Source organism: Natronolimnohabitans innermongolicus JCM 12255, assembly GCF_000337215.1.
Lineage (GTDB): Archaea > Halobacteriota > Halobacteria > Halobacteriales > Natrialbaceae > Natronolimnohabitans > Natronolimnohabitans innermongolicus.
On sequence record NZ_AOHZ01000034.1, the window covers coordinates 1 to 15,827 of the forward strand.

Genomic DNA, 15,827 nt, shown 5'->3' on the forward strand with positions numbered 1-15,827 from the left:
CTAACGGACACCGCTGACGCGGTGTCCTTGCTCTCTTCGATTCCACAGCGACAGCTGAGCAGTATCAACAATCTCCTACAGAAGAGCGTTTCATCGAAGCTGAGCGGGATCGAAGATCCCGCGAGGTCCAAAAGAGCGCTCGCGCTCTTTTGAAGATTTTACCGAGTGCGGTCGCGCAGCGACCGCACGCAGCGTAAAAGTTCGTCTCTAGTCCATCGCGATGTACGTCTTCGTCTCCGTCACGCCCTCGAGTCCCTGCACACCGGAGGAGACCGCCGACAGGACGTCGTAAACTTCGGGGGCGTCGACTTCGGCGATAATATCGTAGTTGCCCGCGACGATGTGGGCGTCGGCGACCGACTCGAGGTCGCGAATCGCCGCGAGCAGCCCCTCGGACTTTCCGGCGGCCGTTTTAACCATAATAAACGCGTGAACCATCGTTCCTTGCGTGGTACTCTCTGGCATGACTAAAGCCTTTGCCCGTCGGACGTCGCGCATACATCGTCGTGTGGTAACTTGGGACAAGATTATTGATGGGGGCGAGCGTACTGCGGTGTATGCGGTTCGTGATAATCGGGGCCGGACGGGTTGGTCTGCGTACAGCGCGCGTCCTCCGAGACGAAGGCCACGAAGTGACGTTGATCGAGCAAGACGAGATGAAGGTCCGTCGCGCCCGCGATCAGGAGTTTCCCATCATTCAGGGCGACGGCTCTCGGGAGGAACTCCTCCTCGAAGCCGGCCTCTCCGACGCCGACGTGTTCGGTGCGCTGACCAGCGACCTGAACGCCAACTTCACGGCGTGTATGATCGCCAACCACTACGGCTGTCGGACTGTCATGCGCATCGACGAGGCCTACCGCGAGGGAATCTACCGCAAGTACGCCGCCGAGGTCGACGAGGTGATCTACCCCGAACGCCTCGGCGCCATCGGCGCGAAAAACGCCCTGCTCGGCGGGACGATCCGCGCCGTCGCGGATATCGCACCCCACCTGCAGGTCGTCGAACTGACAGTCACCGACGCGGCTCCCGTCAACGGCTACACGATCAGCGAACTGCAACTTCCCGCCGACGCGACCGTCCTCGCGTTCGGCAAACGCGATCAGGACCTCGGTCTTCCAGACGAAGACCTCTCGCTCGAGGACGGTGACCGACTGGTCGTCCTCGCAGACTTCGCGGTTCTGAGCGAGGTCCGACAACTCCTCGTCGGCGAATCGACGGCGGAAGCGGCCGCGAACGCGGGTTCGGGAGCGACATCCGGTACCGGAGGTGTCCACTGATGGTTACGGCATTTATCATGATCAAGGCGAACACCGGCGAGGCGGACCGACTCAGAGACAGCATCGAAACCATCGAGGGCGTCGAATCGGCCCACATCGTCGCCGGCGACGTCGATATCATCGCCAAGGCACAGGTCGAAACGCCCGCCGCCGTCAAGGAGATCGCGGCAACCCAGATTCAGGGCATCAACGGTGTGGAGGATACGCAGACGTACATCGCGATGGACTAGAAACGAAGTTTTGCGCTGCGGGTGCCCCGAAGGCGCACCCTCGGCAAAAATTCGATTAAAAGCACTCCTCCTTCCCCTCCACTGCGTTCCGGGTCAGTCGTCGGCCCGCTCGTTTGCTGCGCTCACTCGCGGTCAATAGCGATGTGACAGCCTGCCCTTCCCCGGATCGCGCGCCTCTCGCGGTGCTCGAGTCGCGCTCCCGGCCGATAAATCAGTTGCTCGAGTACGTCTTTCAATAATCGTCGCCGATCACGTCGGCCAGCGCGTTCTCGACCGTCTCGAGCACGGCCTCCGGTTCCTGCGTCGCGTCGATGCGAACGAACCGCTCGGGGTCGCGCTCGAGGAGGCGCTCGTAGTTGTCGTGGACGGACTCGAGGTAGTCGACGCGTTCGAACTTGTTGGTCGCGCCCGCGCGTTCGGCGGCCGTCTCGGGGTCGACGTCGAGATAGAGCGTGAGATCGGGGGCGATCGTAAAGGGCTCGTGGACGTCGACGACGTACTCGAGGGGGTCGTCGACGGCGAGGCGGTCGTAGGCGTCGAGGGTCGCGCCCTGGTAGGCGAATCTGGAGTCGGAGTAGCGATCGGAGATCACGAGATCGCCGCGCTCGAGCGCCGGTTCGATTTTCCGGGTGAGGTGGTCGGCGTGGTCGGCGGTATAAAGGAAAAGTTCGGCCAGCGAGTCGGCGTCGTCGTCGCGGATCGAACGGTAAACCGCGTCGCCGTACCAGGAGTCGTTCGTGGGTTCGCGGGTGAAAACGGCGTCGGGGTAGCGCTCCTGTACGGCCTCCCAGACCGTCGTCTTGCCGCTGCCGTCGAGTCCCTCGAGCGTGACGAGCATGGTCGATTCTCGTGGAGAGAACTACTTAGAAGAACCTATCGCGTCCCGTGAGTGCCAAACCACGGAGGCGCCCAGCTATTTATCGCTCGGACTGTATCTTTCGCGTATGAAGGTCCTCGTCGCCGGCGGAACCGGATTTATCGGTACGAACCTCTGTACGGCACTCCACGAGCGCGGTCACGACGTCACGGCGCTGTCTCGAGATCCGAGCGGTGCCGACCTCCCCGCGGGAGTCGACCGCACGATGGGCGACGTCAGTTCGTTCGACTCGATTGCAGACGCCGTCCCGGGCCACGACGCAATCGTCAATTTCGTCTCGCTCTCGCCGCTGTACCAGCCGCCGGACGGCCTCGATCACGAGACCGTCCACCTCGGCGGAACGGAGAACCTCGTCCGCGCGGCCGAAGAACACGGCGTCGACCGATTGCTCCAGATAAGCGCGCTCGGGGCCGACACCGACAGCGAAATCGACTACATTCGGGCGAAAGGGATGGCCGAACGCGTCGTCCGCGAGTCGTCCCTCGAGTGGACCATCGTCCGTCCGTCGGTCGTCTTCGGCGACGGCGCCGAGTTCGTCGAGTTCACGAAGCAGGTGACGACGCCGTACGTGACGGGGCTGCCGGGCGGCGGCGAGACGCAGTTTCAACCGATCTGGGTCGGCGATCTGGTCCCGATGCTCGCCGATGCCGTCACGGACGAGAGCCACGTCGGCGAGACGTACGAACTCGCCGGCCCGCAGATCGTCACGCTCGCGGATGCGACCAAACTTGCCTACGAAGCCGAGGGGAAGTCGGTCACGATCCTGCCGATTCCTATGGCCGTGACGAAACTCGGACTGTCCGCGATCGATCCGGTGCCGTTTCTCCCGTTCGGCGCGGACCAGGCCCGCTCGCTCGAGTCGAACAACACCGTCGTCACCAACGACGTCGACGCCTTCGGCGTTTCCGAGGACGAACTCACGACGTTCGGCTCGTATCTCGGCGTCAGACGTGACAGGCCCCCGTCATCGCAGCAAACCTCGGCGTGAGGCTGACGGCCGCCCGCTCGAGTCGCGCCCGACGGCGCATTTACACAGGCCGATTATCCGACCCGATTTATCCGTGAACCAGTCGGCCCAAAGCTTTACTATAAAGCGTTAGTCAACTCTCGATTACAACTTATCAGGAAATTATCAGTCTTTGGGTCAACCCGGTGCCCGCTTGCGGTTTTAGCAACACTGAAGAAGAACTGAAATTCACCTCAACAAAAGATTTATGTCCTTGATCACTCTGTTACCAATCCAACGGAGCCCCCTGACAAACAATGAAGCTGGCGATGATCGGATTCGGACAGGCCGGTGGCAAGATCGTCGATCGATTCCTCGAGTACGACGATCGGACGGGTAGCGGAATCGTCCGCGCGGCGATTGCCGTTAACTCTGCGAAAGCAGACCTCATGGGCCTGGACAATATACCACAGGAGAATCGCGTCCTCATCGGACAGGCCCGCGTAAAGGGCCACGGTGTGGGTGCAGACAACGAGCTCGGCGCGGAAATCGCCGAGGAAGACATCGACGAGGTACAGAACGCGATCGACGCGATCCCGACCCACGAGGTCGACGCGTTCCTCGTCGTCGCCGGAATGGGCGGTGGGACCGGCTCCGGCGGCGCCCCCGTTCTCGCGAAACATCTCAAGCGGATCTATACGATTCCCGTCTACGGTCTCGGCGTGCTTCCGGGCACGGACGAAGGCGGCATCTACACGCTCAACGCGGCCCGTTCGTTCCAGACGTTCGTTCGGGAGGTCGACAATCTGATGGTCTTCGACAACGACTCGTGGCGACAGACCGGCGAGTCCGTCGAAGGCGGCTACGACCAGATCAACGAGGAGATCGTTCGCCGCTTTGGCATCCTCTTTGGCGCCGGCGAGGTCGGCGACGGCCAGGAAGTGGCCGAAAGCGTCGTCGACTCCTCGGAGATCATCAACACGCTCTCGGGCGGCGGCGTCTCCACGGTCGGATTCGCCAGCGAGGACGTCGAACTCAACACCGGCGGCGGACTCCTCTCCCGGTTCACCGGCGAAAGCGGTGGCGACGACGACCTCGACGCGGCGAACACGACCAACCGCATCACGAGCCTCGTCCGCAAGGCCGCACTCGGCCGACTGACGCTGCCCTGTGAGATCGAAGGCACCGAGCGCGCGCTGCTCGTCCTCGCCGGTCCCTCGGAGTATCTGAACCGGAAAGGCATCGAGCGCGGGCGGAAGTGGCTCGAAGAGGAAACCGGCAGCATGGAGGTCCGCGGCGGCGACTACCCCCGCGAGGAACCGGAGGTCGCCGCGGCAATCTTGCTTTCGGGCGTCACGAACGTTCCCCGAATCAAGCGCCTCCAGCAGGTCGCGATCGAGGCCCAGGACAACATCGACGACATCCAGGCCGAAAGCGAGGAGAATCTAGAAGAACTCGTCGAGGACGACGAGGACGAACTCGAGCCCCTCTTCTAGGCTCGACTTTCTTTGCGGTAGTACGGCGCCAGCGGCCGCGCCCGTTCGTGTCGGGGGGCACGACGGCGGTCGACCGACGAGCGATTGCGCTGGGCCCGCTCGAGTAGAGCGCAACGCGTCGCGTCGGGGTGACGGGGTCGACGTGTTTTTGGGGACGTCGTGAGTAGGCCCACGTAATGGAGGTCGTCGTTCCGTTCGCCGCGAGCGATCCCAAGACTCGACTCGCGGGCGTTCTCGCACCCGCGGAGCGGTCGCAACTCGCTCGAGCCATGCTCGCGGACGTCCTGGACGCGGTCGTCGAGACCGGCCACGAGCCGACGGTCGTCGCGACGGCGCCGCTCGAGATCCGCGGCCTCGCGGTTGATCCGACCGTCGAGGCGGAAACGTCGGTTACGGTCGACGACCGGCCGCTCACCGCGGCGGTCAACGCGCGCCTGCCACAGACCCAGGGCGACGATCCGGTCGCGGTCGTCATGGCCGACCTCGCGCTGACGACGCCCGCCGCCCTCGAGACGCTCTGGTCGAGCGACGCCGACGTCGCTATCGCGCCGGGTCGAGGTGGCGGAACGAACGCCCTCGTCGTTCGCCACCCCGAGTTCCGGGTGGACTACCACGGCGCCTCGTACCTCGACCACCGCGAGCTCGCCCGGACGGCCGGCGCGACCCTCGAGACGATCGACTCCTTCCGACTCGGAACCGACGTCGACGAGCCGGACGACCTCGTCGAGGTGCTCGTCCACGGCGACGAGACCGCTCGCACGCCGGCGTGTCTGTGCGAACTGGGATTCGACCTCGACCGGAGCGACGGTCGGGTGAGTGCGGTACGACTCGAAGGGTCGACCAGTTCGCGGTAGTCCGCGCCCGGCGGCTGGCCGACCGACCGCTCGCGCGTCGATCGAGTCGGTCGAACGAAGTGAAGCGCTTATGTGGCGAGCGCCGGGAGTGATCGGTAATGTTTCCCGGGGCGAGCGAGTACGGCGTCGAGATCGCGGTCGACGAGACGGCAGTCGCGGAGCTCCTCGAGGTGATGCCGGCCGACGTCGCGGCGCCCGCGGAGTTGACCTACGCGCGAAACGTTTTCGTGCCGCTGACGACGGCCTGTCGGTACACCTGTACCTACTGTACGTACTTCGATCCGCCGGGACAGGCCTCCCTGCTCTCCCTCGAGGAGGTCCGGGAGATCTGCCGGACGGGCGCCGACGCGGGCTGTACGGAAGCCCTGTTCACGTTCGGCGACGACCCCGACGACCGCTACACCGAGGTCCACGACCAACTCGCGGAGTGGGGGTACGACTCCATCCACGACTACCTGCGAGCGGCCTGCGAGGTCGCTCTCGAGGAGGGACTGCTCCCCCACGCGAATCCGGGCGATCAGACGCTCGAACAGATGGAAACCGTCGCGGACGTCAACGCCAGTATGGGCGTAATGCTCGAGACGACCGCCGAGGTCGGCGCCCACGCCGGACCCCGCCGGAAGTCGCCGGGCCAGCGGCTGCGAACCATCGAGAACGCGGGGCGACTCGACGTCGCGTTCACCACCGGAATCCTCGTGGGGATCGGCGAGACCTGGCGCGACCGCGCGGAGAGTCTGCTCGCGATCCGCGAGATGCACGACCGCTACGACCACATCCAGGAAGTGATCGTCCAGCCCGTCGTGAACAACGAACGCTGGTCCGACGGCTCGCCGGACCTCGAGACGATGCGTCGGGTGACGGCGATGGCCCGCGCCGCCCTCCCCGAGGAGATCTCGGTGCAGGTGCCGCCGAACCTCGCCCCCGCTCGCGACCTGATCGACTGCGGCGTCGACGACCTCGGCGGCGTCTCGCCCGTCACCGACGACCACATCAACCCCGACTACGAGTGGCCCGCGCTGCGCGAACTCGAGGAGATCTCCGCCTCGGCCGACCTCCCGCTCGGCGAACGCCTCCCCGTCTACGAACGGTTCCTGACCGACGACCTGCGGACCGACGGGTTCGACGGCGTGGCGGCCGACGGGACTGCGGGCGCGGCCGGCGGTCACGATCCCGGCGCGGACCGCGAGTGGCTCTCGCCGACGATCCGTGAGGCGCTCGAGGCCGACGACGAGGCCGGAAAGCGGTACCGAGCGGTGCTCCGGACCGGGACGTCCACCGTCTCGCGCTAGTAGAACGCTTCGTGGACGGTGAGTCCCTCGTCTTCGAGGACTGGTCCCTCGACCGTCGTCGATCCGCCGCTCCGCTCGATCACTTCCTCGCAGGGAATTTCGATAACGGAGTCTTCCCGAAGCGCCGCGAGCGAGTCGACTGAGACGCTGTAGACGACCCGTCCGAGCCCCGCATAGACGATGGCGCTCGCACACATCGGACACGGCTCCGTACTGGTGTACATCACACACGATTCGCGCTCGCTCGCCTCGAGTTCGCTCGCGGCCCACCGAGCCAGTTTGAACTCGGGATGGGCTGCGATATCGTCGTCCGTCCGGGTCGTGTTTTCGGCCGTTCGGACGACCGAATCGTCGACGACCAGCAGGGAGCCGAAGGGCGTGTTTCCGTGCTCGACGGCGAGTCGGGAGATGTCGATCGCGTCGCGGACGTAGTCCTCGTCGGTAGCCATACCGTCCGTTTCGTCGCCGGCACCGAAACGATTTCTTCCGGGCCCTGCTGGCTCTCGCGGGGCGATGGTCGAGCGAGCGGCGTCTCGACCCGTCGTAGTCTCGACCCGTTCGCTTTCACGCACAGGAGAAGCCGCCGTCGACGACCAGCGCCTGGCCGGTGATCCAGGCGGCTTCGTCGCTCGCCAGAAAGAGCATCGCGTTGGCGATATCCTCGGGTTCGCCGAGTCGTTTCAGCGGATAGTACCGCGCCATCTCCTCTTTTGTCTGTTCCCACTCCGCCGTCGTCTTGCCCTTTCGGGGCATCGCCGTGTCCGTCACGCCCGGACAGACCGCGTTCGCCCGGACCCCGGCGGGGCCGACCTCCGCGGCGACCGTCCGCGTGAAGTTGGCGACCGCGCCTTTCGAAAGCGAGTAGGCGCCCAGTTGCGGTGCGCCGATGACGCCGGCCAGCGAGGACGTGTTGACGATCGCACCCGAGCCCTGCTCCTTGAAGTGTGGAATCACCGCCTGGCAGCCGTTCCAGACGCCCTTGACGTTGACGTCGATCACCCGGTCGCGCTCCTCGGCGTCGATCTCCTCGACGTTCGCGCGCTGGTGGCTGACGCCCGCGTTGTTGACCGCGATATCGAGTCCGTACTCGGCGACGGTCTCGTCGACCGCCGCCTGCACCGCCTCGGCGTCCCGGACGTCGAGTTCGATCGCGGCGCCGTCTTGCCCCGCTTTCTCGACCAGGTCGATCGTCTCTTCGGCGCCCTCGAGGTCGATATCGGCGGCAACGATGGTCGCCCCTTCGCTGGCGAACAGCGTCGCTGCTTCGCGGCCGAGCCCTGATCCTGCTCCCGTGATAATCGCTGTCTTGCCTTCGAGTCGCATACTCATACCATTTCGAGGCGTTGTATAAATTATTCGACGCGGCGAGCGCTCGAGGGAGCAGCCGGGCTGTCGGCCGGTGAAAACGTAGACGGAACAGACGCGCCGTCATACGGATTCGTGTCATCAATTACCGCCGATCGGCCGGGACGGTTCGCCGATCCGCGGTAACTACGGACACGAATCCGTATCAGTCGTCGGCCGCCAGCGTTCGATCCGCGCGCTCGGTCTCGGTCAGCAGCGGCGTGCCGTCGGCCTTCGGGCCGAGTTCGGGCCCGAACGGCGGCTCGTCGGGGTCGACGACGCGGCGGCGCTCGTAGTCCGTCGAGCGCTCGACCGGTACGCGACCGATCGAGGTGATCATCTCAACGTAGTCCTCGAAGGAGCGGAACTCGCCGTGCGTGCCGCCCGCTCGAGTCGTGATCTCCTCGGAGAGGATCGTGCCCATGTAGTCGTCGGCGCCGCAGTTCAGCATCTTCAGCCCCTGCTCGTCGCCGTACTTGACCCACGACGACTGGACGTGATCGATGTTGTCGAGGAAGAGTCGCGAGACGGCGATCATCAGTTCGTCCTCGTCGACGCTCGCGCCGCCGGAAACGACGTCGTGTTCGAAAAGCGGCGTGTTCTGGTGGATAAACGAGAGTGGGACGAACTCCGAGATGGCGCCGTCGACGCGCTCCTGGAGGTCACGAAGGCGTTTCAGGTGCATCGCGCGGTGGGCCTCGTTCTCGACGTGTCCGTACATGATCGTCGCCGTCAGTCCGTGACCGACCGAGGCGGCGGCCTCCATCGCCTCGAGCCACTCCTCAGTGCCGATCTTGCCGGGGCAGATGACCTCTCGGACCTCCTCGACGAGGATCTCGGCGGCCGTTCCGGGGACGGTATCGAGCCCCGCCTCCCGCAGCCGGCGGAACACCTCCTCGTAGGACCAGTCGGTGCCCCGTCGGGCGTGGTAGGCCTCCTCGGGCGTCATCGAGTGGACGTGGACCCCGTCGACGCTCATCGCCGCGATCTGCTCGACGTAGGTGCCGGGATCCGTCGCGTACCGTTCCGGCGGTTTGTAGTTGATCTCCTTCGGTTCGGGGTGGGCCTCGAGGATCTCGCGGTGTTCGTCGTCCAGTGCGAACGCGGGGTGGAGGCCGGAGACCGACGTCACCTCGTAGATGCCGCGCTCGACGGCGTCGGCGACGATCTCGCGGGACTCTTCGGGGGTCTTCGTAAAGCCCGCCGTCTCGACCTCGGCGTCCGCCTCGAACGTGTGTGCGGCGTCCTTGAAGTTACAGAACAGACAGCCCACGTTACACGCGGTCGTGACGTTGTTGTTCAGGTTCGCGACGAAGGTCACTTCCTCGCCGACGACGTCGGCGCGGCGGCGGTCGGCGGCCTCGAGCACCTGTTCTTTGCGGCGGCGGTCGATCCCGTCGACGTCCGTGCCGGTCGTGAGTAGTTCGATCGCGTCGGCGACCGTGAGTCGGTCGCCCGCGCGGGCCTTCTCGAGGGCGTTCTCGAAGGACTGGTCGCTTTCGGTCTCGGGGGTGTGGTCGAACGTGAGGTCGGCCTCGGTCACCGGTCGCTCCATCGACGTACCAATTTCAGTACAACGAGAAAAGGATGGTGGATTATTTGTTACGTGTGCGCACATAACGCACGTATGCGTTACGGGTGGGTTTAGCGGTGCGAATAGGTTCGGCTGCGAGTACGACAGGCGTTTCGACCGTTGCGATTCGCGCTGCCACCGATCGTCGCCGGCGACGGGATCGACGACCGACCCGATACTGAAACCTTCTTACGGGCCGGCCACGGCAACTGAGATATGAACGGCGGCGCCGGACACGTCTCGAGGTGTCTCGCATGACGAGCGTCAAGGAGTTTCGCATCGATGAAGAAGCGACCGACGAGGAACTCGGCGAGGGCGCGTTCGCCTTCACCGACGCCTACTCCGTCTTCGACTGGGGGCAGATGCCCGACCGCATTCCCGATAAGGGCGCGAGCCTCTGTGCGATGGGCGCGTTCAACTTCGAACTCCTCGAGTCGGAGGGCGTCCCGACCCACTACCGGGGCGTCATCGAGGACGGCGAGATCGTTCCCCTCGAGGAGACCGCGTCGCCGCCCTGGGAGATGGCGATCGACCTCACGCAGGTGCCAGCCCTCCCCAACGAGGGCCGGACCTACGACTACGACCAGTATCACGCGGCCGCCGGCGAGAACTACCTGGTTCCGCTCGAGATCGTCTTCCGGAACCGCGTCCCCGTCGGCTCGAGTCTCCGCTCGCGGACCGAGCCCGCGGATCACGGACTCGACCACGAAGCGTGGCCCGACGAGGCCGTCGACCTCGAGGAGCCGATCGTCGAGTTCACAACGAAGTACGAGGAAAGCGACCGCCAACTCGACCGCGAGGAGGCCGACGAGATCGCCGGCAAAGCCGCCATCGAGGACCTCGAGTCGATCGCCCGCGAGGTCAACCGCATCGTCACGGAGCAGGCGGAGACCAACGGGCTGACCCACGAAGACGGGAAGATCGAGTGTCTGTACTTCGACGGCGAGATCCGCGTCGCGGACGTCGTCGGCACGTTCGACGAGAACCGCTTTAGCTACGAGGGCGTCCAACTCTCGAAGGAGGTGTTGCGCCAGCACCACAAACGCACCCAGCCCGACTGGGTCGGCGCCGTCGACGACGCGAAGGCGGAGGCGAAAGCACAGGACGTCGCCGACTGGAAGTCTCTCTGTGACGCCTCGCCGGAGCCCCTCGAGGACCACGTCATCGAGGTCGCCCGTGATCTCTACTGTTCGGGCGCCAACGCCTACACCGGCCGAGAGCTGTTCGAGGCGCCGCCGCTCTCGAGTGCGATCGGCGCGGTTCAGCGACTGTAGTTCGATTCCGGATCGATCGACGGGCGGCGAGTCCGGGCGTTCAGTTCCGACGAACGCTCGAGATCGACCGACGATATCTCCGAATACTGGTACGATTGTACCGTTCCAGCGTATTCGCGTCGTCGCCCTCCCGTGTCGGGATTTCGTTCGCACTACTGTATTCTGCTAGCACGTCACATCCAGTGCGTGAAAAGTAACCCTCATATTCGGGGCCGGAAAACCCGTACTAGACAGGTTATGTCCCTCGCATCAAGTGGTCTCGTCGCAAGCATCGTCCCCTTCGAGCCAACCCTCGGTATCGCCGCCGTCGCGTCCGTCATGCTGACGGTGTTCGTCATCGCGATGATCGCGTTCGCCGTGGCACCGCTCGTCTCCTCCTCGTGGAACGACTACCAGCGGACGCCGGCGACGGACGCCGCTGCCGCCCAAACCGCCGAACCGAGCGACGACTGAGACTGCCGGACAGAACTATTCACCGTCGGTCGTACGACTGCGGCCGTCTCCAACGGTGACGGCCGCGAATTCGCGACCGACGTTTCACTGACTGCTGTCCAGCAGTATGAACGTCGGTTCGTCTCGACGCGTCTTTTTCGGGACCGTATCGATCGCCGAATAGCGACAGGGCTCGTTCGCGTCGAGTGGGTTCGAACGAACTCGAGATACCCGAATTCGGATCGAACGGCCGCGATCGAGGCGAGGGTCTTTCTCCCGAGAGGACGTCTCTATCGGCATGGAAATCACGGTGTACGGACCGCTACGCGCTGCGACCGGTTCGAAGACGGTGGGGCTCGAGTTCGCGGGCGACACCGTCGCGGACGCGATCGACGCGTTCGCCGACGCGTACCCGCGGGCCGAGCAGTACCTCTACGACGACCGCGGGGCGATCCGAGCGAGCGTTCGCGTGACGGTCGACGGCGAGCGCGCCGAACTCGAGGCGCCGATTTCGGACGACGCGTCGCTGGCGCTGATGCCGGCGGTTCAGGGCGGTTCGCGAGAGGGCGAACGGACGGGAGAGCGAGCGTGCGAGCGGTCGGCTCGAAGCCGTGTCTAGAGACCGTACTGCTCGCGCACGAGATGGTCGATTCCGCGCTCCTCGAGCACCCCCAACGGCGCGAGCATGTCCAGTTGGACGACGCCCGGTAGCCGCCCGATCTGGACGCCGCCGGTGAACGTACACCGCGAGCGGACCTCGCCCTCGCTCATGTCGAGCAGTTTCGTCGCGCGGTCGAAGGCGTTCTGGGTGGCGTCGTTGACCGTCGCGCCGGAGCCGATGACCTGAATCGGTCCCATATCGTCCTCGAGGTCGACGCCGTGTTCGGCGGCGAGGTCGCTGCCGGCGTCGCGTTCCGCGTCGCTGTAAGGCTTGCTGATGAACGGGAGATCGTCCTCGTTCGGCAGGAGGATCGGCCCGTCGAGTTCGAGTCCGTCGATCACTTCGACGTCCATTCGAACGGTGCCGCTGACGTCGGTCGTGTGCAGGGAGAGTTCGCCGTCGCCCTGGTTCGCGTGGAGGTCGCCGACGTAAATGCCGGCGCCGTCGACCTTGACGGGACAGATGAGCGTCGCGCCCGCCCGAACCTGTGAGACGTCCATGTGGCCGTCGGTCCGGTCCTCGAGGTCGGCCTCGGTCTCGATCCCGTAGTCGTGTTCGGCGCCGATGAGGAACTGGCCGAAGTCGCCGGCGTTGTGCGAGTCGGGCATCGTGGTCGGCGGCGTCGTGCCGACGTTGCCGACGAACGGACGGAGTCTGCCCAGCGTGCCGGGCATCTCGCCGGGTTCGTAGAGGAGGATGGGGTGTTGTCGCGAGTTCTCGGGAATGTCCATCACCTCGTCGGCGTCCGTTGCGAGTTCGTGGGCGGCGTCTTCGTCGAGCGTGATCCCGACGGAGTGGTCGTCGTCGAACGCGACGGTGTAGCCGTACTCGAAGCCGAACGACGAGGCGTTGGCGCCACACTCCGCACATTTGATCGACTCCTCGCCGGTGCCCTCGACGACGGTCTCCGGCCACTCCGTCCCACACTCCGGACAACGGTGGTCGACGAACGGATCGTCGCCGAAGGCGTCCTCGCGCTCGGCCATCGACCCGGTGCTGGTCGCCATGCTCGTCACCTCGACCTCGCGGATGTGCAACGCGACGGCGTCGCCGACCTCGGCACCCTCGACGCGAATCGGCCGCGTGACCTCGTGGCCGCCGCGGAACTCGGGAGTCACCATCGGACCCCAACAGCCCGGCGGCGTGTACGTCTCGATCGTTCCGCCGTCGGCGACCGTTCCCGCCCACTCCTGATCGGGACCGACGAGCCCGAGCGTGTACTGGTCGACAAACAGCTCCTGTTGGACTTCCTGTTGTGACATGCCATACCAATCTACGGCGGAGGCGGCGATAAGGCTACTGTGCGCGGAGCCGGTAGGTCCGCCGTTCAACGATCCGAAAGCAACGCGTCGGCCCGGCGGGCGCAGATGGATCGATCCGAATTCGACGACCGCGTTCGTCGGCCCGGCGTCGCCGACGGCGAGAGCGGCCGATAAGGACGGCCAGTAACGGGAACACTCGGCGCCCGGAGGGGTGCCGAGTCATCGGATTCGGGAGCTACTGCCGAGCAGAGCCGGTGGCGTCACCGATCGGCGGGCAGATTAGACGTGTCGACCCCCTCCGTCCCCGGTCGATCGGCGTTCGTCGCGCGCACACCGGAGACGCCGCAGCCTTCGACCGTGTTGTAGACGGGGCGCTCGTCGTTCCACGCTTCGATCGCGTCGGCGTCCCAGTCGACGTCAGTCCCATCGACCGGTCCGAAATCAGCCGGCGGCTCGCGGTTGTCGGAGACCTGCTCGAACGCGTACGCGATTTCGAAGAGCGTCGGTTCGGACCACATTCGTCCCAGGAACTCCATTCCGACCGGCGCACCGTCGTCGGTGAAGCCGACCGGCAGAACGATCGACGGCCAATCGAGGACGGGTGAGAGGTGGAGGTTGGCCGGCCCCCAGCTCCCCCGCCCCTCGGCCGGCGGCACGTCCCAGTTCCCGGGGTACGCGATCGCATCGAGATCGTTCTCGTGTACCTGTCTGAGCACGTAGTGCTGAAGGTCTCGCTGTTCGTAGAAGGGCTGTACGAAGTCGAGATCCTCCGCGAGTTCGTCGACGTCGTCGGACAGTTCCAGGCTGCTCGTGATACCGCAGGACTCGAGTTCTCCCGAGGCGGCGAGTTCCTCGAGGTCGTCGAACTCGGCGATACCCTCGAGGTAGTCGTTCCAGTCCATGTGCGTGTGGTTCCCGCGGTACGCGTCGCTGACGAACGAACCGGACGGCGGCTCGAGACCGCTGACGACGGTCGCGCCGGCGGACGCGATATCGGAGATCGCCTCCCCGAACAGCGCGGCGATATCCGCCTCATCTTCGTCCGGCATCCAGTCGCTATAGACGCCGATTCGCTTCCCTTCGAGGCCGTCCTCGTTCAGGTAGTCGGTGTACTGGCCACCCGCTGCGTGGGGCGTTTTCCCGTCGGCTTCCAGCGTCAGCGGATCGTCGGGATCGACCCCTGCGAGGACGTCGGTCAGAAGCGCCGCATCTTCCACCGTCGTCGTCATCGGCCCCGGCACGTCCTGGCTCGAGTGTAGCGGCGAGACGCCGTCCCCGCTCACCAGTTGCCTCGTCGGCCGGAGACCGACCAGGTTGTTCGCAAGCGACGGGACACGAACCGAGCCGCCGGTGTCGGTGCCGATCCCCAGCGGCGCGTAGTTCGCGCCGATTCCGGCGCCGGTCCCGCCGCTCGAGCCGCCCGCCGTTCGCTCGAGATCGTACGGATTGTACACCGTTCCGCCCAGCGAACTCGACGAGGAGTAGCCGAACGCGAACTCGTCCATGTTCGCCTTCGCGATGACGATGCCGCCGGCCTCGCGAATCTGTTCGACGATGGTCGCGCTCTCGGCCGGGATTGAATCCGCCATCGCGACCGTTCCGCTGGTCGTCGGCATATCGTCGGTGTTGACGTTATCCTTCACGAGGACGGGAATCCCGTGAAGCGGACCAACCAGTTCGCCGGAAGGCGAGCCGCCGCCGGCGTGAGCCGGTGGATTGCCCTCGGCGTGGGAGGGAGGCCCGCCTCCTGGATTGGACGGGGAGTCCTCTACCCCGAGCGCGGCGTCGAGTTCCGCGGCCCGCTCGAGGGCGTTGGGATTGATCGAGATAACGGCCTGTAGAGCGTCTTCGTACTCGTGTATCCGGTCGAGATAGTACTCGACGACCGCTTTCGCCGTGAATTCGCCACGTTCGTACCCCTCCCGAATCTCCAGGGCGGTCGCGTCGATAAAATCGAGTTCGTCCGCAGTACGTGCGCCGCCCAGACCGGCCAGCAGTCCACTGACGGCGACGGCTCCGGTAGCTCCGAGGACGGAACGGCGGCTCAGGGAGATGGAGCCGCTTTCGTCCGCTGTCAGCGTAGTTTCATTTTCTCCGTTCATTCTTTGTCAGCAGAAGTTCGTGAGTGAAACATAGTAATAAATTCTCTGTGGAAGGTCAGTATTACAATTCCAACTCCACATGACCTCAACTAACACCTACAACATCATATCAGACTGGACATTTAGTCAGTTTCACTGTTTATCTAGTCACTGGATGAGTTACCTGAGGAAGTGGCACAGGGCACCAATATGACTGTCTGTTGACACTAT

16 protein-coding genes are annotated in these 15,827 nt (G+C 65.0%); 9 read left to right on the forward strand and 7 right to left on the reverse strand.

The annotated features are described in order from the left end of the window. Positions 1-207: 207 nt before the first annotated feature. Positions 208-438: an Lrp/AsnC family transcriptional regulator gene (locus tag C493_RS06330; RefSeq protein ID WP_049889183.1), complete on the reverse strand. Its 231-nt coding sequence runs from the start codon at positions 436-438 to the stop codon at positions 208-210. A 119-nt stretch (positions 439-557) separates the two neighbouring features. On the opposite strand from C493_RS06330, the gene C493_RS06335 reads away from it, so the two are divergent. Next, a complete protein-coding gene (locus C493_RS06335; RefSeq protein WP_049889184.1) occupies positions 558-1,277 on the forward strand; it encodes a potassium channel family protein in 720 nt (239 codons plus the stop codon). Beyond that, a complete protein-coding gene (locus C493_RS06340) occupies positions 1,277-1,507 on the forward strand; it encodes an Lrp/AsnC family transcriptional regulator (RefSeq protein WP_007258592.1) in 231 nt (76 codons plus the stop codon). The genes C493_RS06335 and C493_RS06340 overlap by 1 nt, the downstream gene beginning before the upstream one ends. 232 nt (positions 1,508-1,739) lie before the next feature. Here the strand turns inward: C493_RS06340 and tmk are convergent, their stop codons facing one another. Beyond that, positions 1,740-2,345: a dTMP kinase gene (gene tmk / locus C493_RS06345; RefSeq protein ID WP_007258593.1), complete on the reverse strand. Its 606-nt coding sequence runs from the start codon at positions 2,343-2,345 to the stop codon at positions 1,740-1,742. Between the two features lie 106 nt (positions 2,346-2,451). Between tmk and C493_RS06350 the strand changes: the two genes are divergently transcribed. The 4 genes from C493_RS06350 to cofG all read left to right on the forward strand — a co-directional run bounded on the left by C493_RS06350 (position 2,452) and on the right by cofG (position 6,969). After that, positions 2,452-3,372, forward strand: a complete 921-nt coding sequence (locus tag C493_RS06350) for a complex I NDUFA9 subunit family protein (protein ID WP_007258594.1) — start codon at positions 2,452-2,454, stop codon at positions 3,370-3,372. A 275-nt stretch (positions 3,373-3,647) separates the two neighbouring features. Beyond that, on the forward strand, positions 3,648-4,826 hold the full coding sequence (locus C493_RS06355) for a tubulin/FtsZ family protein (protein WP_007258595.1): 1,179 nt from the start codon (positions 3,648-3,650) through the stop codon (positions 4,824-4,826). 176 nt (positions 4,827-5,002) lie between these two features. Then, positions 5,003-5,680: a 2-phospho-L-lactate guanylyltransferase gene (gene cofC / locus C493_RS06360; RefSeq protein WP_007258596.1), complete on the forward strand. Its 678-nt coding sequence runs from the start codon at positions 5,003-5,005 to the stop codon at positions 5,678-5,680. 98 nt (positions 5,681-5,778) lie between these two features. Beyond that, positions 5,779-6,969, forward strand: a complete 1,191-nt coding sequence (gene cofG, locus C493_RS06365) for a 7,8-didemethyl-8-hydroxy-5-deazariboflavin synthase subunit CofG (RefSeq protein WP_007258597.1) — start codon at positions 5,779-5,781, stop codon at positions 6,967-6,969. Here the strand turns inward: cofG and C493_RS06370 are convergent. The 3 genes from C493_RS06370 to cofH all read right to left on the reverse strand — a co-directional run bounded on the left by C493_RS06370 (position 6,966) and on the right by cofH (position 9,868). Then, positions 6,966-7,418: a nucleoside deaminase gene (locus tag C493_RS06370; RefSeq protein WP_049889185.1), complete on the reverse strand. Its 453-nt coding sequence runs from the start codon at positions 7,416-7,418 to the stop codon at positions 6,966-6,968. The genes cofG and C493_RS06370 overlap by 4 nt on opposite strands. Positions 7,419-7,533: 115 nt before the next feature. After that, on the reverse strand, positions 7,534-8,292 hold the full coding sequence (locus C493_RS06375; protein WP_007258599.1) for an SDR family NAD(P)-dependent oxidoreductase: 759 nt from the start codon (positions 8,290-8,292) through the stop codon (positions 7,534-7,536). Between the two features lie 187 nt (positions 8,293-8,479). Further along, positions 8,480-9,868, reverse strand: a complete 1,389-nt coding sequence (gene cofH / locus C493_RS06380; protein WP_007258600.1) for a 7,8-didemethyl-8-hydroxy-5-deazariboflavin synthase subunit CofH — start codon at positions 9,866-9,868, stop codon at positions 8,480-8,482. A 272-nt stretch (positions 9,869-10,140) separates the two neighbouring features. Here cofH and C493_RS06385 point away from each other — a divergent pair, with 272 nt between their 5' ends. The 3 genes from C493_RS06385 (at position 10,141) to C493_RS06400 (ending at position 12,211) form a co-directional block, all read left to right on the forward strand. After that, positions 10,141-11,160, forward strand: coding sequence for a phosphoribosylaminoimidazolesuccinocarboxamide synthase (locus C493_RS06385; protein WP_007258601.1), 1,020 nt, complete (start codon positions 10,141-10,143; stop codon positions 11,158-11,160). Between the two features lie 237 nt (positions 11,161-11,397). After that, positions 11,398-11,613, forward strand: a complete 216-nt coding sequence (locus C493_RS06390) for a hypothetical protein (protein WP_007258602.1) — start codon at positions 11,398-11,400, stop codon at positions 11,611-11,613. Between the two features lie 277 nt (positions 11,614-11,890). Then, on the forward strand, positions 11,891-12,211 hold the full coding sequence (locus C493_RS06400; protein ID WP_007258604.1) for a ubiquitin-like small modifier protein 1: 321 nt from the start codon (positions 11,891-11,893) through the stop codon (positions 12,209-12,211). On the opposite strand, the gene C493_RS06405 is transcribed toward C493_RS06400, so the two are convergent. Continuing rightward, positions 12,208-13,515, reverse strand: coding sequence for an acetamidase/formamidase family protein (locus C493_RS06405; RefSeq protein WP_007258605.1), 1,308 nt, complete (start codon positions 13,513-13,515; stop codon positions 12,208-12,210). The two genes, C493_RS06400 and C493_RS06405, sit on opposite strands and share 4 nt — an antisense overlap. A gap of 260 nt (positions 13,516-13,775) precedes the next feature. Further along, positions 13,776-15,617, reverse strand: coding sequence for an amidase (locus C493_RS06410; RefSeq protein WP_007258606.1), 1,842 nt, complete (start codon positions 15,615-15,617; stop codon positions 13,776-13,778). Positions 15,618-15,827: the final 210 nt, after the last annotated feature.